The following is a 17,504-nucleotide window of genomic DNA, read 5'->3' on the forward strand; positions in this document are numbered from 1 at the left end:
AGAAAAATTGGTCTTAACAACGCGCGGATTTGAGCATCGTGGGCCAGCGCTAAAGGCGGGCGGAAGGAAACAGTTCAAATTCTCTGCAACCAGAGACACAAGTGCGGTTGGTAAACGGCTAGTTGCATAATCCAACGTTCTGAGACGCGAGCGAAAGATGTCGATGAGGCGGCCGCTAAAAAATGAGCAAGAGCTTAGCTTGCGTCCGACACCCGCGACGCCTGCCTAAATCCGTGGTTCAAGAAATGGCCCGTAAAATTACGGAGTCGGCCGCCGAAGCAAAGCGACCTGAGAAGGTCTTGTGGCGGACTTGGCCAGAAGCGTCCTGGTCAGAAGCGTCCTGGTCACAAGCGTGTTCGCGTCGCCGGGGGCATCATGACGATAAGGGTGCCCAGCGCACCAGCGACGAGGATGGTGCGGCGTCTGCGGAAACTGCGGAACGATGGCTGGGCGGACGAACTGGAGCGCTGAATTGGATTGTCGGCCGTTCTAAAAACCAATTATACTTTACGGCAACACAGGAGAAAGCGATGAGAAGCCTAAGCGTTAGTCTCTTGGTTGCCGCGTTCTTATGCACAACCCCTGTCTCGCTTCGTGGGCCGCACGGCCTCACCTTTAACTCTGCCGATGCTGCCGAAATGGGCATTACAGTCCGGCATCATCGAAGCCTTATCATCAGGCATAGCCATTACGCCGCATGGCGCTTTCGCTCGCATGACATCTATTACTCACCTGCTGAGGGACTATGGTGCGGCGGGCCCTATGTCGGGGACGGATTTAATGGCGGCACCTATTACGGCGGCCCTTGGATGGACCTGCGTTGCTATGACGGGGTGTACTGAAGGAAGTCGGCGCAGCAGGGCATCGGGGCGCGCTGGTCGATCAAAATAAGGGCTGCTATAGCTCTTTGCCGAACTGACCGTGGGGCCGATGGCGCCGCGGGCGGCCAACGACCTGCCCCTTTAGGAGACGATGCGGAATGATCTTGGTGACAGGCGGCGCCGGATACGTGGGTTCCCATGCCTGCGTTGAGCTTTTAAACGCTGGTCAGCAGGTTGTCGTTTTCGATAATTTTTGCAACAGCAATTCGGCGTCGCTGGACCGCGTGCAAAAAATATGTGGCAAATCACTGATCGCAGTCGAGGGTGATATCCGCGACCAGGCGGCGATTGAAAGCGTTCTGATCAAATATGGCTGCACGGCCGTACTGCATTTCGCCGGACTAAAGTCGGTCCAGGATTCGGTCACTAACCCGCTGGAATACTACGACAACAACGTCATCGGTTCACACCGGCTACTGCGCGCGATGCAGAATACAGGGGTGAACAGGATCATCTTCAGTTCATCCGCAACCGTCTACGGAAACCCGCAATTTCTGCCCTATACAGAGGATCACCCTCTGAATGCCATAAATCCGTATGGCCGAACAAAGCTTGTGATCGAGGACATGCTTCGCGACCAGTACGCGAGCGATTCAAAATGGAGCATCGGAATCCTCCGCTATTTTAATCCGGTTGGCGCGCACGAAAGCGGCCTTATTGGCGAAGATCCCGTTGGCGTCCCCAACAACCTTGTTCCTTTTGTTGCCCAGGTCGCGATCGGCCGCCGCGAGCGGCTTAATATATGGGGAAATGACTATGATACGCCCGATGGGACCGGCGTGAGGGATTACATCCACGTGATGGATTTGGCCGACGGGCACGTGTCGGCGCTCCGATTGCTGGACGCTCCGAAATGCTTTGCCGTCAATTTGGGCACGGGCTCGGGAAGCAGCGTTCTCGACGTTGTCAGGGCTTTTGAAAAGGTGAGCGGGAGGCGCGTTCCCTACGATTTCAAACCACGCCGCCCCGGTGACATCGACTCCTACTATGCGGCAACAGCGCATGCGTTCGAGTTGATGGGCTGGAAGGCCACCCGAACGCTTGAGACCATGTGCGCGGATCATTGGCGATGGCAGAGCGCCAACCCTAACGGGTATTCCGGCTAGTCAATCCCAGTCGCGCAAAGCGCTTCTCATGAGCGATGCTCGTTGGCGCAATGCTCTCTGGCGCCGCGCGGTTTGGCGCCATGCGCTATGGCGCCGTGTCGATAGCAGCTGACGCCGTCTTCAACTTTAAATCGCAAATCCTAAATGAAAGGATCGATCTTCACAAACCATCGCTTGCTTCGTTCGGCATTCGAAATTATCAAGGGATAACCATGCGGACGTCCTTCGTGAACAGCACCAGCTTTTGTTCCCGCAGATGTTTTCGTCATTCTATCGGGTCAGGCCGACACTCGCCGATTGGAAGCAAATTTTCGAACGGCGAGCGCCCCCCAAAGATTCCGGCCAGGATGATGCGAGCCGCCGTTCGAAACACATTGATGTCATAGGCAAATCCACAAGGCCAAGATGGACCGGCTCGTAAGCATTTATCTACCTACGCACAACCGTCGGCAGCTCCTGGAGCGGGCGGTCGACTCGGTTCTGAGCCAAACCTACCGCAATATCGAGTTGATCGTGGTCAATGACGGCTCAACGGACGATACTTCCCTCTTCCTCAACAAAATAAGCCAAAGTGATCGGCGCCTTGTTGCTATCGACAATCCGCGATCGTTGGGACCCTCCCCATCCAGAAACCTGGCTGTGAAAGCAGCCAAAGGATTTTTCATAAGCGGACTAGACGACGACGACGAATTCACACCTGACCGGATTGCCCAATTCGTCGACTATTGGAACGTATTGGCGGCCGGTTCGTCACCTCCGGTTTGCCTGTTCTCGCAAAGCGTGTTTGTCAGCGGCGGCAACAGAATAGTTACCCGCGACAGAAAAGATCATGTTCAGTTCGAGGACTTGTTCCACCACAACTACATTGGAAACCAGGTCTTCTGCATTCGTGACAATTTGATTTCGGCCGGCCTTTTCGACGAACATCTGAATGCGTGGGAAGACCTCGATTTGTTCATGCGTCTGTTAAGGCAATTCGGCGAGGCCCGATTGCTGGATGCGCCGACCTACATATGTGATGTATCCATCAATCGCGATCGAATATCGAGGAACGAACCTCGCATCCGACGGGCGTTCGATATTATCTCGGCAAAATATAACGAGTTGCCGCCGGCGGCTCATCAGGGCCTCTATCTGCAGATGTTTTCCGACTATCATGGCATTCGCCCCACCATTGCTGATTTCAGGCGCTTTCTGGGTTGGGGATTTGATTCTAGCGGTCTCAAGCAGCTTCTCAAGTCATCGATAAAAGGACTGGCGCTGGCGTCTGCTTAAAAAGTCTTGCCGCGATGTCGTTTGATTTTCAACAGTTTCCGCTAAGCCCTGAGGCTACGATAATTGAGGCGTTACAGCCGCGCGCATGCCAATCAACCAACACTTGCCAAATGTTGGGCAAGTCTCGCCGCGAGTGCGACAACACTTAAAGTCGGATTTGCCTGCCCCGATGTCGGCATCACGGCAGAGCTTACGACATATAGATTGCTGGAATCGAAAGTGCGAAGATCGCCATCGACGACTGCTGTGCGACGGTCAAGACCCATTCGCGCCGTACCAATTTGGTGGGTGCCATGGCTTGCTTGCGCGAGTACCGCATCCGCCAGCTCTTCCTTAGGAAAGCGATAGCGTAGCGCCCCCAAACGGGATTGAACGAGCCATTCTTCAAGACGCTCGTGCGAACGAACTAATGCATCTGCATTCGTGCGGTTGAACTTCAGATCGATCGTCAGTCGAGGCAATCCAAACATATCAGCCTCGCCATTCAGCTGGACTCGGCTGGCGGGATCCGGAAACTGCTCCTGGTGATACGACAGGCCGTAGCGGCGCCCCGGATTTCGGATGAAAAAGCCCGGCAGACGCATTTCAGCGAAATATCGTCTGTTGAAAAAGCCCGGAAGGTATGCGAGGGCGTGAGGGATATCGAGCAGAATATTACGAATGTGCGGAAGCGTCGCCACTCCGGGCGGAACATGGCGAATCCGAATTGCTTCGGCGACGAGGGCCCGGCCAATAGGCCCGACCGCAAAGGCCAAATAGACGAGGGATAAAATGCTGGAGCCGTGTCTTGAATCAGAAACTGGCGGGACAACCGGCCAGAATGCGCAATTGAGCAGTCGGTCATCTAGAATGACCTTGTCCGACAATATCATTCGTCGACGCGCGTAGGATCCATTGCCATCTATGAAGAAATCATATGCGCGATCTATTTCTTCAGTCGAAAAAACAATATCGGCGATTTCGCCAATGACATGTCCCATGTAGTAGCGACCCAGCGGCCCGTCCAACCCTCCGAACATATCCGGATGCTTCCGCTGAATGGCCAGAAGAAGCCGGGTCGATTCGAGACCTCCACAAGCGATGATGGCCGTCTTTACGGGAATAATGGTACGTTTACGATCTGGTGTCGCGACGACCAGCTTCTCGATCCGGCCACTTTCGTCCAACTCGAAATCGACAACGGTCGCATTCAATCGAACATCAAGCGCCCTTGAGGACGAAAGCGATTCCTTATGCGCCGTTTGAAACGCAGGCCGGTTTGAAAACCTCTCGAGCCGACAGGGATCGACTACAGAGTCTTCCAGTTTTAGATTTTCGATGGCTGACGCAAAAACTGGCTTACCGCAGGAAGCGTATTCACAGGCAATGTCGTAAAAGGGTAAAATATCGTCGCGCGTAATTGGCCATTTCGCCTCAACGACACCGGGACGTTGCGCAAAGTCGATCGGATCAAGACGTTGGCAACGCGCCCCCCAAAGATTTGATGTTCCTCCAAACCGGCGGGCTACCGCGATCGCCATATCATCGTGCGTATTGCGATCACATATCGTGGCGAGCGAGAGACTTTGTGCTTCTTCGCTGGCGGCATTTCCTCCGCTTTCGAGCAACAGCACTGACTTACCGAGACGCGCGCATTCAAGAGCCAGCGTAATTCCAGCCGGTCCAGAACCAATCACCGTTACGTCCGCTCTTTCGGCGTTCAGTCCGGAAAGATCGGTTGAAATCATCGAACAGCTCCCAATGGCATTGCAACCGGTGAGTCAACAAATGCGCTTGCATTTGAGTTTATCAGCCGACCGAGTTGCTGAAGATTTGATTTGCGATTTCTGTCCGAAAGCGTCGTTACCAAAACAAATTCCCGCTGTCGAAATGATCAAGAACAAACATGCGGCCGTCCCTAATGACTGCACCAGGCGTCTCAAAATCATCCATTAAGCCGCCGGCGCGGGGATGATTTCGGCTGCGCCCGTACAGGTCTTTTCGGCCACAGTAAGAGATTGGCGACAATAATTCGATTCTCGGTGTTGTGTACGTCTGAAGCCGCAAACTCTATGCGAAGCTTAACTTCATTTCATGGCTTACCATAGTCCATCGGCAAGAATTGCAGCCGATCCCAGGGAAAGCCCTCGAGGATCGCGTAGGCAGGCGTAGCACCGAATATATCGTCGAACGGGTCGGGCAAGTTGCGGGTCGTCCGGCTTTTGGGGTTTTCAGCCCTTAGCGTGATTGAGCCCGCTTGGTCCCAAACGACGAAGCCATAGATCTGCGCCGCGCGCGCAATCGCTTTACCGATCGGATGCATCTTAAGACTGTCCACGTCGACAGCAGGATCTAAACGAAAGCGAAGCCCCTCTGGAATCCCATTCTTGTCATTTTCTGCGTCGCCGTCGGAACGATTTGCCGGCCATGACACAACCGACGCCTTTACCGCTTTCACCAGCGAGATGCCCATCACGTGATTGATCTTTTTCTTCATTAGTTCGTCGATACTTAATTGTCCGCCCAGGAAGGGCAATCCGGTCGCGGTTGTCCCATATGGAAAGGGCCAAATACCTGGATTACCAGAGGCCTTATCCATCCTCCCTCCCCAGCACGCCTCCCAGGCTCCGTCGATCTTTCGGGCCACCCAGAATTCCCAGATCTGGTCCGTGGCGGGTCTATAGACCGTCATTTCCGCGTCGGTTCCATCTGCCGGCTGCGCATAGGCTGGAATGGGGACTGACTTCCACTTTTCAGCAAGACTCGGATCAATACTTCCTTTTTTTTGGCAGTCCCACGGTCGCACCACCACGCCTTGCGTGTTTTCGTCCGCGACATAGACTGGGCTGGCATACTTGACCGTGTTGATCGAAACCGTACCGTAATAGGATCGCTTCTGCCGGAGGAATTCGCGCACGAACAGGTTCGAATTGGGGTGAATTGGCGCGTCGGGCGGCAGTGGCTTGTACCAAAAGCTTTCCGGCGAGAATACTTGAGCCGGTACCTTTGGCACCGATTGCGCTAACGCAACGGGCGGGACCGGCATAATGGCGCATATGCCCAGCATGGCAAATTTAGCGTACCGTGATGGCAATAAAGCCATTAGTCCTCCCGTCCGACGATGGGGTTTGGGTAGCAAGAGCCATTGAGGTTAGTGCACCGAAGCTCTTCCTATTGACGTGCTGGCTGCACACGCACCTTCGATTTCATCTCGCAAACACCGTGACGGGTGACGCTAGCCTGCGCAGGTTCGCAAAGACACCACATAATTCTGGGCCGAACTATGACAACTGGATGGCTTCCGCTCGACCTTGGACCTAGCTGCTGCGCCCGGCCGGCCGCCCCCCTTCGGAGCCGACATTTCGCTCTGGAGTGAAGCACCTCAAATGTCGGCGAAAAACCGTCAGAGCCCAAGCTTTCGCTCTGGCATTAAAAGTGCAGGGGGCGTTACTTTACATCCTTTGAAAGCGGCTGTGTCGCCGTTGCCGCCGATATCTGCGATAAGGTTCGAACCGCTCCGCTTCCAATTTGGATGAAGTCCATGAAAAGCGAAATAGTTAAAGCGATAAGGACGTTGCAATGCTATGTTCCCGCGTTGCAATCGGTAAAAGAAGACGCCCAAACGTTAGTACGTAGAGTTTTCCGGATTCCGCACGAGAGCGATTTCCGCATTCTGAAAAGCATAGACTTTGATGGCAAGGTTTTTGTCGATGTTGGCGCAAACCGGGGACAGAGCATTGAGTCGGCCAGAACAATTCGTCCAGATATTCGTATAGTGTCTTTTGAGCCGCAACCGAGCCTTGTTCGCCGGCTAAAACGAATTTACGGAGACGACCAGCTGGTAGAGATTAGAGATGTAGGTCTCTCCGACACGGCCGGCAGTTTCACGATTTATACCCCCATATATCGAGGCTATGTTTACCATGGGTTATCTTCATTGGACCGTGCAAGTGCATCGAAATGGCTATCGACACAGGCCGTTTTCGGGTTCGACCCAGAGCAACTCACGATAAATGAAGAAAGCTGCCGGGTCAGACAATTAGACAACGAAGATTTAGCTCCTGCCATGATCAAGATTGACGTTCAAGGAACCGAGGGAAGGGTTCTACGAGGCGCGGTTAAGACCGTAGAGCGCTATAAGCCCGTTATTATGGTGGAACGCGACGTAGGAATGAATGAGGTTCGAGAAATCCTTAAAGGACTGAATTATTCGGAGTACCGTCTCGATGGAGACGACATAGTGGAGGGGTCTCAGATTGGCGATAACGCGATCATGATGACGCCGGATACGTATGATAATCTTTGGTCGCGGCAAAAACGGAAGCTCAGCTAAATCCCCCCAAAGAAGGAGGCCAGCTGACCTTAACTGACGACGCCTTAACTGAAGACGCAAAGGGTTCTCACACTTTACGCCGGTCTGTTGATCCGCCCCTGTAGCTCACCTGCCATCCTTCCGTCTGGAATCCACAGAACGTCACAATCAACTTGATTGGTGAGACGAGTGAGAGTCCAATCATGGTGATCCTTCGAAAGGCCGATTTCGAAACCCTGATAGTTTTGCGATGTCATCAACTGGACCAGTTCCCCAATCGAAGATCCACAGCGCGCCAAGTGAGAGGAGACCATTTCGGTAAGAATTAGCGGCCGATTTCTCGCTATTGTCGCGGCAAGACCTCTTAATACCCGCGGCTCGAAGCCCTCCACGTCGATCTTTATGAAATGAGAGACCACAGGGGAGACGATACTGTCTCCGCGCACGACATCGACATCCACCGAGTAGGTTTCATCCTTGGAATATTGCGATGCGCCGAAGGTCGCTTCGCCGGAATTGATCTTGGGAATCGTCAAAGACAGAACGCCGCTCGAATCTGAAAGACCGAGGTTGAATACCTCGATATTCGAAATCGCGCTTTGTTCAACGGCCTTTTTGAGCATCGCAACGCATGCAGGATTTGGTTCAAAACACAATACCCGACCGGTCTCGCCGATACGTTTGGACGCATAAAGCGCGAAGCTTCCGCGGTTTGCGCCGATGTCCAAAACCTGGTCGCCTGGTTTCAGAAGCGAATCCAGAACCATTTGAGCCGGCAGATCGTACCAACGGCCGAGGAAATAGGTCAGACGATCCGCCCACCACGACAGATCGAGTTCGGTCGAGTACCCGGTTCGCTTGTCTTTGTGAACAACCCGGGGAGCGTCGGCCCAAAAATGATCGCGCTCGGCATGTCCTATCAGCAGCTTGTAAAGTACGCCCCAGCCGTACAATTCGTGGAACGCGTATGGTCGCACCACACGAGTGGCGATCGATTGAAGTGCGTTCGGAAACGACGGCGCCATTTTACAAACTCCAATTTGAGCGGCATCCAAAGCCATCCCGATTGCCAAGGCGACCAGTACCAGGAATTTTACCCAGGGGAACCTGCTTCCACCTTATCTCGCGAATGCAATAGCATTATTTCGGCGGGAATATGTTGCGGCAGTCGCGCCAAGCCACCGGTGCTACTCGAGCGCGCACAATGATTGAAAAAGGAGCATACACGGCGCCGTCAACGTGCAAGTTAAATCACATCGCGCGTTAAAGACTCCAAAATCGCAAAAACGATGACATGCTCGAAATGAGTTTAGGTCCTATCGTGCCAACCATGATTTTGCGGCGGATAGTGCTGGCGCTGGCAAAATCCATCTGATGCTGCGGAGAATTGGCCGTTCGATAAGTTTGTGAACAAGGATACCGCCAATCACCGCGCCGGCGCTTCCGACGATCAGATAGATCGCAACAAGGATCCTGATATCGTCAAAAAGTTTCATCCTTTGAATTGCCAAATTGAACATAAGCAAGAAAATTATGTGCGAAAGATAGATTGAATAGGACGCGTTCCCGAGTAAGAGCAATATGCGTGAGGGAATTCCCCGGACGATGGGCTCCATTGACAGAGCCCCAAACACAATTAGGGCGGAAGGTACCCCCCACAGTATGGCTCTCTGCTGCAGCGTTGCCGGGAAATTCCAAACCGTTGACACCAATGCACGGTTACCGAGCCCCGGGCGCAACTCTACCTAAGAGTAGCCCCAGCGCTAGCACTGCCTGTCAAATCACGGTCGTTTCTTGGCTCAGAATTGGGTGCGGACCTGTCGATTAGTGGGAAATAAAGTCTCACCGCCTGGTCGCTTCCTTTGGAAGAGAAATGACCATAATCAAGATAAAGGTACTCATCTCCCATTTTGAACGGGCATAGCGAGCCGCTGCAGAGCGCGCCCATCGGTTCGATGAGAGTGGCTTGACGGGCCTCGCTCCGAACACTTTCCGCAATCAGGGGATTTTCTTCGAAGACCTTCCACGAAGACACGTCGCGCTTCATTGACCCCCTTGTTCGATAGGCGAGTGACTGCACATCCATGGAAAACTCAGGCGATTGCGCGATAACCACGACTTCGGCGCCCATTGCTCGGATGGCTGAGATGGTATTTTGCAGACCGAGTTCGCCGCGGCTCGCCAACAAATCCCATCTTGCACTCATGACGACGTATTTAACGTCGTATTTTTCGATCAACTCGAGCGCGTGTCGATTGAACGTCTGGCAATTCGGAAGCTTAAAGGAATAGTAGGATAGAATGGGCGGACAACCAGCCGCGGTATATTGAATGACATTGGCAGCAATAGCTTCTTGGTTCGAGATCAGCCCGGGCACGTAATGAGCGGCAAAAGAATCGCCCCATAGCAAGAGATTTTTGGAATTACCGCTCGTCAGAACGCATTGTTTCGAGTTCCAATTTTCGTAGCTTTGCGTTGCCAGCAAGAAGCAAACGCCCTCGCCCCACTGCTCGTAGCCTGCGATCTTTTGTTCAGCATAGTCGGGGAATCGAAATGGAAATCCATTCGAAGCAACTCCGGCAACGCCAGCCAGAAAAGTGGCGGCAAGAGCCGCAATCGATGTTCCGAAAACCAACGTGCGGCGCCCTTCGGGCCATGCTTTTCGAAAGGGAGACTCGATTACCCTCCAGGAAAAAACAGCCAAAACTAAGCTCAGCAAGACGATACAAACTATCTCGTACCCACCGGGATCCCGCAACAAGTAATACCGTGCAAAAACGGTAATCGGCCAATGGACCAGATACAGAGAATAAGAAATCAGGCCGATCCAAACCGCCGGCCGGCAGGATAGCCATCTTCCAACGAACGTAGAATGCTCCGCTCCAGTATGAAGCAATATCGCAGCGCCCAGACACGGAAAAAGGGCGTTTGCACCTGGAAACGGCGTAAAATCACTGAATGCAACTACGGCATACGCGATCAATGCGATGCCAACAGCGGCGGCAATTTCGACTAGGCGCTGGGGCACCTGGCGGGGCGGACACAAAATCAGAATCGCTCCCAGCAACAACTCCCAGGCTCTGGTCGGAAGAAGAAAAAAATTCGCGGCCGGAGCGCGGCTGGTCAGCAGCACGCTTAGCGCGAAAGAAGCCAATGCCACTGGTAGGAAGAGAAGTGCCCATTTCGATTTGAACCACCGATGACCGACATACATCGCAATCGGCATGAAGATATAATACTGCTCTTCGAGACAAAGCGTCCAGGTGTGAAGCAGCGGTCTGAGCAAAGACGAGGCGTCGAAATAACCTGATGTCCGCCAGAAATAGAGATTGGAACTGAAGAACGCCAACGATGCGGCGCTCTTTGAGAAATCAACCAATTCGCCGGGCAAGAGGATGAGAACGGAAATAGCCCAGGTCAACGCAACGGTGAAAAACAGCGCAGGGAAAATTCGCCGGATCCGTCGCTCGTAAAATTTTGCAATTGAAAATGTGCGTTCCGCTAGGTCGTCCTTCAACTGCCTGGTTATTACGTAACCGGATATCACGAAAAAGACGTCGACGCCCACGAAACCGCCCGAAAAGTTCGGAACACCAGCGTGAAAAAAAACGACCGGCAAAACGGCTACAGCACGCAACCCGTCAATATCGGGGCGGTATTTCATCGAAGGCTCGGCGCTCCCTTTTTTCGACGCAACGTAGAAAATTAGACTGATCCAGATCTCACATTTGCATTTTTTGGACGCATCTGCTTTTGGACGCAGCTGCGGCGCATTTGGTTTTAATCTTTAGCCGAATTATGGCGCGAGGCAACCTTTCAGTAAATCCCCCGAATAGCAGTCCTGATATCAAGTAAATCTGCCGGTTTGCCCTTTATAGCGTCAGGGAGGTGAGACATTTTTAAGCGTTCGAGGAGCCGTTTGAAAAATCAACAGGTGACGGACACATTATATCGGCGCGAAAGTTTCGATACCTCCGCGCCATCTGCGGCACCCACCGCAAGGTTGCGGCAAGTTTCATAATCGCATCTGTTCCAACATGATCATTTCAACTCTCGCGCACTGAATTCAGAGCGCAGCATCCTGCTTCCCAAGAGGGTCAGGTTACCCGTCGCATAGGCGCCGGTATCGATATTAATTCTATTCGGCCGAATGTCCGGAATTGAACCGTGGATGATGTATTGACGAAATCTTCGTCGGTTTCGAGAAACCCGCCTTGTGGGTGGACACGGAAGCTGAACTTTTTCGGGGGCTCGGTTCGGCTTACCGTAAAGCGCGTTAAGCAAATCAACTAAGCTTGGTGAAAGTAGTTCCGCCGCTATATGCTTCCTGCATTTTATGCGCAGGTGGAGAGAGCGGCTGACATTTAAGCCGGCTGACGAAAATAGCTGCATCTTGCGCGTTTACTGTGCACGTCTTTCGCAAGCAGAGCGGGAGGGGAAGCTATCTCTCGTATAGTTTACTAACTACTCGCGGCTGTTATTGCTCCTTGACCAAATATCGGCCAGGTGCGAGGTATCCGGGACGCGATCCAGGGCGGCTCTTTGTGCATCCAATAGTGACAGTTCAGTATTTGCGTGCGCTAGCCGCGACAGCCGTTGTCGTTCATCATTTCGTAGGTCCGGCCTATATTGATGCCGGCCGTGGCCACCCAGGAACGGTCGGAGAAGCCGGCGTAGATCTATTTTTCGTCATCAGCGGGTTCATTATGTGGACTACGACGAGGCGAAGAGAAACGGCGCCGCTGGATTTCATTTGGCACCGGATCGTTCGTATTGTCCCGCTTTATTGGATATTCACCTTAGTGTTTCTGGGGATCACCCTCGCTAGCAAGCACAGTCCGGTGTCAACTCTGGATGTAATGAGATCACTTTTTTTCGTCCCTTGGTTTGAAGAGGATCTGGGGCAAAAAACATCTGCTTTCTATTTTCTTGGATGGACGCTGATGTACGAGATGTTCTTCTATTGCGTGTTCGCTTTTGCGCTTTTCCTTCCAAGGAAATCACAGTTTATTGGCGTGGTTGGTTGCCTGTCCGCTTTGGTAGCGTTAGGCCTTGTTTTTGATTTCAAAAGCGGACCATCGTTCACCTATACCAGTCCGCTGCTTTTGGAATTTATGGCCGGCTGTGCGGTAGGCGAACTCTACGAGCGAAAGGCCATTCCTTCGATATCGTTTGGAACCGGATTGCTGTGCATTGGCCTGGCAACCTTAATCTGGACGGTATGGAATATTCCATACAGCCTTCTAGCGAGGACCCTTCTGTGGGGCGCGCCGGCGGCGCTGATCCTGGTTGGAGCACTTTCAGTTGAGGCGCCGGCCGCAAGAAAGCCGACCAAACTCTTTCTGCTCTTGGGGAACGCGTCCTATTCGATATACCTGTCCCACATAATCACCCTTCTCGTGTTCAATTTGATCGTGAAGAGAGCTGGGCTGATTCAGGGATTTAATTCGGAGATCGCGATCTACTCAACGATCGGAAGCGCGTTGGCCTTGGCCGGCGGCACACTCGTCTATGCCCTCTTAGAGAGGCCCGTCTCTAATTTTTCGAAATTGATAGCTATACCGGTAAAGTCGTCGTAGAGCGCGATTAGCATGAGCGCGCGGCGGCGCCGGCGCTCCGTCAGCTCGACAGAAGCCCGGCGGCCGGCGTGGAGTTAGTCGGCCACAGATATTTTACCCAATTCCTGACAGTGGGCTCAAGCACACTCGAGACGATAAAGCTCGCGGCTACCATAGCTGACGTTGCCAAAATCAAGGCGACAATCGGAAGAAGCCCGAGGTTCACTAGAATACGTATCAACCCCACACCGATTATTTCGTGAAGCAAATATAGAGGGTAAGTCATCAAGCCAACTTTGCGGAAGACTAGAAGGAGGCCTTTGGATTTCGGAGTCAGAGGCGCAACGTAACGCGTCGTAACAAGCATCGCACCAACAGCAATTCCCCAAACCGAGAGCGGCACGGCCGGGGTACCCGAAAAGTAGCTACTGATGGCATGAGTTTTTGCGATGGTGTTGCTAAAGTTGCCAATAATCTCCAAGAAACAGGTCGCTAAGGCCAGAGAAAAGCCAATCCAAATAAATGGATCGTTTCGCTGCAACGATAGCCACATCCAAAGTCCGAGAGCAAAGAAACAGCCATACTGCAGGAGAAACAAGTGTTGATTTCTCAAGACAAAATTTATTATCGCAACGTCGCTTCGAAGGGGGATGTTGAGATAAGTGCATGTAACAAATATGCCGCTTGCGGTGGTGAGTAGCAGCGCGATCCAATGGATACTGTCGAACCGACGAAATACCAATACACCGAAAATCAAGGTGTAAAAGCAGATTTCAATGGGAAGGGTCCAATACGAAGCGTCGATCCACGGACCCCACAACCAGAGTGAAATAGACCTTAGATAAGGCTCGAATAGTGAAGCCGGTGTAAATCCTAGAAGCGCGATGGAGAAGACTAGAGTGGTCGTCGCGCAAATCCAAGCCGCTGGATAAAGGCGAAGAAAGCGGCCCCGCAAAAACTCTCCCGCAGTTGCTCCGCTAGCAGAAGATGCAATTACAAACCCGGAAATAACAAAAAAAATGTGCACTCCGACCGCACCGAACCAAGTGAATGGTCCAAGATATTCGAACCGGGCCGCACCCATCAGCGCTCCGGCAGTCGGCTCGGTTTCTGCCCACGACCAGAAACCGAAATGAAAAGACAGGACCAGCAAGGCTGCGATAAACCTGACAATATCGAGTCCAAAATAATAAGTGTGCGGTTTCATTTACGTTTCACCAATACTGGCAGCGCCCTCAGGCGCTTCGCCCTTGTAGCATCCGCTTATTTTTAGAGGCCGATCGGAGGAAACTCGCGATTCTTTTCTCCAAAAAGTAATATGTGAGAACGCTCACGCCTATTGAGGCGACAACTCCGATCGGGACGAAAATATGCATGCCTAGAGAGGGCCCAATGCGCTTCCATATTGAGCTCATGAAAAACAGCACGTGGGGATGAAACAGATAAAGACTATAGGAGGCATTCCCCAACAGCACAAAAAGGGCTCGAGCCCGCGTTAGCGGCGCGGGATCGTGAGTTAACGTACAAATTGCGACGACGCTTACCGCGCACAGAAATCTCACCAAAGACATGCCGGTAGTCATGCTGTCGGTCTGGTTCGCAAGATAAACAAACGCGATCATCAAGCATGCCGACAGCGCAACCGGATAAGAAAAATCTCGAAAGCGGTTCGTCGCGATCAGACGTTCTCTCGCCAACGCGAGTAGTGCTCCCGCCAGGAATTCAAGAATAATGGGATGCATCCAAAATCGGGGGATGACGAACTCCGGTTGCACCGGCGCTGGCGTCAGCACGAAGGGAGTGCCTGACGCGAGGTCCCAGATTTTTCCGACAACGACAAGCCCCACAAACATCGCACTCAGAAATGCCAATCCGCGACGGCGCGGCAAAAACAGAGCGAATGCAAAGAGAGAATAGAAAAACATCTCGAAATCAAGTGTCCAGCCCTGGCTGAGAATAGGCTGAGGCAGATTCGTGACATGGTCGAAATACGGAACAAAAAGCGCGCTTGTCAGGTACTGGAGTGGCGGCCACCGATTGAAGTTTCCGGATGCGAAGAAGAGCGCGACGTAAAAAGACGTTGCGATAAGATAGATCGGAACGATTCTGCTAAGTCGGTTTGCGAAAAAGTCTTTCGGGCTCGAGCTCCAACCGTCTCCCTCGGACGAAATATACACCATGATAAAGCCGCTGATGACGAAGAAGACATCGACGCCCAATCTTCCTGGAAACATTGGAAAATGAAATTGAACGCCGAGTCGTTCGGCGACGCTTGCGCCGACGAACCCACAATGATCCAGAACAACGATTAAGGCAGCAATGAACCGAAGGATTTGTAAGGACGCGATCGTCGGCTTATCCGCGCTGGGCACTTGGCTAACCTCGCTCTGTCATGTCCCCCACGGCTGAGGATGATATTTTCCGCATTCCCGTGTTTTCGGCAGGCTCGCGCGGGTCGCACTTTTTAGATTGAACGGCGCCGTGCCTCCGATGGGCTGCAGATCCACACCCGCCGGAAAATGATTCCGCGCTCGGTTTCCAGTCGTTCGTATCGAACGCACGGCCCCCATCCGGTGTATCCGTATGGAAACGGGCGCCCCCAAAACGAAACCGGACTAGCCGTGGCAGCTTTGGCCTGCTCGAAACCGTTCCAGGCGACGGGCGCTGCAACCGCCAATTGCGGCACCAGAAACAGCTCAACGAGCACGGCTAACACAACGATCATTTTCCCCTCCGTCCGTATTCCCTGCATCGACACGTTCCCTCGCCGCGGGCCGTATTTCAAGTCCCCAAATCCGCCCAAATTTAATCGCTGAAATTAAATGCAAATAAAGTTATTGCAATGCACAAAACGTAGTTTTATATTAAATATTGAAGTAACTGATTTGACAATTGCGGGTAGACGCAATGGCTGTCGTTCCGAGTCGGGCTAAAACGCTTGATGTTCCAACACATAGCGGAAATATCTCCAGCGCGCTGAATGCGCGGAGTTCAGGATTTATTAGACCTCGCTGGATCGAGGTCGCGGTCATAATATCAGATTTAATTGTCCTGATGCTGGCGAGCTATGCGTGCCTGGCCGGCTATTCAATCTTCGCGGGTGTAAGCCTAGGCGGTACAACCGTGGGTGTCGCGTTGCTGGCGACGTTGAACTTCATCGCCATCATGGCGGCCCGCAAGAATTACCGCCTCAGGCGATTGACCCAGATCGCCGTTCAGTTTCGCGAGACCATCTCGGTTTGGGGAGCTGTGTTCGGCGCATTGGCGCTCGCCGGCTTCACGATGAAGGTCAGTTCTGATTTCTCGCGCGGCGGCGTCATCGCGTTTTTTGCGGGTGGTGTCTTGAGCATCCTGTGCTCCCGGCTTTTGGTCGCCGGTGTGATTTCTCGGGCCGTCGCCAACAGCTGGTTCGTGCGGCGGGAGATCGTGATCATTGCCGAGCAGGGATACTCGTTATCCTCGGCGCCGCTCCGGGAGATGCGGCAATTCGGCTATCGGTCGGTCAAAACATTCGAGATTTCGACCTATGAACTCTCCGGGCCGGGCATCACCTCGGCGCTGCGGGAAAAGCTCGCGGACGTCATCTCCACCGTTCGAGAACGACAGATCGGCGAAATCTATCTGCTGTTCAGCTGGACCAATCGCCGTGCCATCGACCTGCTGCTCGACGCACTGACCGTTCTGCCGGTTTCAGTGCACCTGGTCCCCGATGAAAGCACAGCTCGCTATCTGCGAAATCCCGTGGTGGCCATCGGAAGCAGCTGGACTGCGGAAGTCAGGCGTCCTCCGCTGACACGGATGGAGCAATGGCTGAAACGTTCGTTCGACGTTGCCGTTGCCTCGGTTGCGATCGTCCTGCTTCTGCCGATCATGGTGATGACGGCTTTGCTGATCAAGCTCGACTCGCGGGGGCCGGTATTTTTCCGCCAGACCCGCAACGGCTTTAACGGCCGGCCATTCGGCATCTTCAAGTTTCGGACCATGCGGGTGCTCGAAAACGGCGCCAGCATCAAGCAAGCAACCCGTGACGATCCTCGTATCACCGCGGTTGGACGATTTTTGCGAAAGTCCAGCATCGACGAGCTTCCGCAGCTGTTCAATGTGCTGATCGGCGACATGTCGATCGTCGGTCCGCGGCCGCATGCATCGGCGCATAATTCCGAGTACGAAAAGCTGATCGCCAACTATGCGTTCCGGCATCACGTCAAACCCGGCATCACCGGCTGGGCGCAGGTCAACGGGCTTCGCGGAGAGACGCGTACGGTCGATCTCATGCAGCGCCGGGTCGAGCATGACATTTGGTACATCAACAACTGGAACATCATTCTGGACGCCAAAATCGCGGTGAGAACGATCGCGGTGAGTTTGATTCACGCCGATGCCTATTGACGTG

At 53.1% G+C, this 17,504-nt stretch carries 12 protein-coding genes; 6 read left to right on the forward strand and 6 right to left on the reverse strand.

All coding sequences use genetic code 11. The annotated features are described in order from the left end of the window. The first annotated feature begins 979 nt into the window (after nt 1-979). Together galE and B5526_RS08170 are read left to right on the forward strand one after the other, a co-directional pair. A complete protein-coding gene (gene galE / locus B5526_RS08165; protein ID WP_079537744.1) occupies nt 980-1,987 on the forward strand; it encodes a UDP-glucose 4-epimerase GalE in 1,008 nt (335 codons plus the stop codon). A gap of 405 nt (nt 1,988-2,392) precedes the next feature. After that, nucleotides 2,393-3,262, forward strand: coding sequence for a glycosyltransferase (locus B5526_RS08170; RefSeq protein ID WP_079537745.1), 870 nt, complete (start codon nt 2,393-2,395; stop codon nt 3,260-3,262). Nucleotides 3,263-3,354: 92 nt separating this feature from the next. Here the strand turns inward: B5526_RS08170 and B5526_RS08175 are convergent, their stop codons facing one another. Next, complete coding sequence (locus B5526_RS08175; protein WP_079537746.1) at nt 3,355-4,989, reverse strand: FAD-dependent oxidoreductase; 1,635 nt, start codon at nt 4,987-4,989, stop codon at nt 3,355-3,357. A gap of 344 nt (nt 4,990-5,333) precedes the next feature. After that, nucleotides 5,334-6,344: a DUF4124 domain-containing protein gene (locus B5526_RS08180; RefSeq protein WP_154071200.1), complete on the reverse strand. Its 1,011-nt coding sequence runs from the start codon at nt 6,342-6,344 to the stop codon at nt 5,334-5,336. Between the two features lie 438 nt (nt 6,345-6,782). Here B5526_RS08180 and B5526_RS08185 point away from each other — a divergent pair, with 438 nt between their 5' ends. Next, complete coding sequence (locus B5526_RS08185) at nt 6,783-7,574, forward strand: FkbM family methyltransferase (RefSeq protein ID WP_172842002.1); 792 nt, start codon at nt 6,783-6,785, stop codon at nt 7,572-7,574. Nucleotides 7,575-7,648: 74 nt separating this feature from the next. On the opposite strand, the gene B5526_RS08190 is transcribed toward B5526_RS08185, so the two are convergent. Further along, nucleotides 7,649-8,614 (reverse strand): FkbM family methyltransferase, encoded by a 966-nt coding sequence (locus tag B5526_RS08190; protein ID WP_079537749.1) that lies wholly within the window; start codon nt 8,612-8,614, stop codon nt 7,649-7,651. Nucleotides 8,615-8,959: 345 nt separating this feature from the next. Between B5526_RS08190 and B5526_RS37480 the strand changes: the two genes are divergently transcribed. After that, nucleotides 8,960-9,106, forward strand: a complete 147-nt coding sequence (locus B5526_RS37480) for a hypothetical protein (protein ID WP_154071201.1) — start codon at nt 8,960-8,962, stop codon at nt 9,104-9,106. Between the two features lie 188 nt (nt 9,107-9,294). Here the strand turns inward: B5526_RS37480 and B5526_RS08200 are convergent, their stop codons facing one another. Then, entirely contained in the window at nt 9,295-11,217 is a 1,923-nt protein-coding gene (locus B5526_RS08200; RefSeq protein WP_079537751.1) for an acyltransferase family protein, read from the reverse strand. A gap of 892 nt (nt 11,218-12,109) precedes the next feature. Here B5526_RS08200 and B5526_RS08205 point away from each other — a divergent pair. Beyond that, nucleotides 12,110-13,132, forward strand: a complete 1,023-nt coding sequence (locus tag B5526_RS08205; protein WP_172842003.1) for an acyltransferase family protein — start codon at nt 12,110-12,112, stop codon at nt 13,130-13,132. 40 nt (nt 13,133-13,172) lie between these two features. Here the strand turns inward: B5526_RS08205 and B5526_RS08210 are convergent, their stop codons facing one another. Both B5526_RS08210 and B5526_RS08215 read right to left on the reverse strand, forming a co-directional pair. After that, complete coding sequence (locus B5526_RS08210) at nt 13,173-14,318, reverse strand: acyltransferase family protein (RefSeq protein ID WP_079537753.1); 1,146 nt, start codon at nt 14,316-14,318, stop codon at nt 13,173-13,175. A 28-nt stretch (nt 14,319-14,346) separates the two neighbouring features. Next, the gene (locus B5526_RS08215; RefSeq protein ID WP_079537754.1) at nt 14,347-15,483 is read right to left on the reverse strand and encodes an acyltransferase family protein; all 1,137 of its coding nucleotides are present in this window, start codon (nt 15,481-15,483) and stop codon (nt 14,347-14,349) included. 673 nt (nt 15,484-16,156) lie between these two features. Here B5526_RS08215 and B5526_RS08225 point away from each other — a divergent pair. Then, entirely contained in the window at nt 16,157-17,500 is a 1,344-nt protein-coding gene (locus B5526_RS08225) for an undecaprenyl-phosphate glucose phosphotransferase (RefSeq protein WP_433994643.1), read from the forward strand. The last annotated feature ends 4 nt before the right edge of the window (nt 17,501-17,504 follow it).

This window comes from Bradyrhizobium lablabi (assembly GCF_900141755.1).
GTDB lineage: Bacteria > Pseudomonadota > Alphaproteobacteria > Rhizobiales > Xanthobacteraceae > Bradyrhizobium > Bradyrhizobium lablabi_A.

Coding starts and splice junctions, on each gene's coding strand:
- B5526_RS08180 (WP_154071200.1), bottom strand. CDS start 6,344: ATGGCTTTATTGCCATCACGGTACGCTAAATTTGCCATGCTGGGCATA.
- B5526_RS08185 (WP_172842002.1), top strand. CDS start 6,783: ATGAAAAGCGAAATAGTTAAAGCGATAAGGACGTTGCAATGCTATGTT.
- B5526_RS08175 (WP_079537746.1), bottom strand. CDS start 4,989: ATGATTTCAACCGATCTTTCCGGACTGAACGCCGAAAGAGCGGACGTA.
- galE (WP_079537744.1), top strand. CDS start 980: ATGATCTTGGTGACAGGCGGCGCCGGATACGTGGGTTCCCATGCCTGC.
- B5526_RS08210 (WP_079537753.1), bottom strand. CDS start 14,318: ATGAAACCGCACACTTATTATTTTGGACTCGATATTGTCAGGTTTATC.
- B5526_RS08190 (WP_079537749.1), bottom strand. CDS start 8,614: ATGGCTTTGGATGCCGCTCAAATTGGAGTTTGTAAAATGGCGCCGTCG.
- B5526_RS08170 (WP_079537745.1), top strand. CDS start 2,393: ATGGACCGGCTCGTAAGCATTTATCTACCTACGCACAACCGTCGGCAG.
- B5526_RS08200 (WP_079537751.1), bottom strand. CDS start 11,217: ATGAAATACCGCCCCGATATTGACGGGTTGCGTGCTGTAGCCGTTTTG.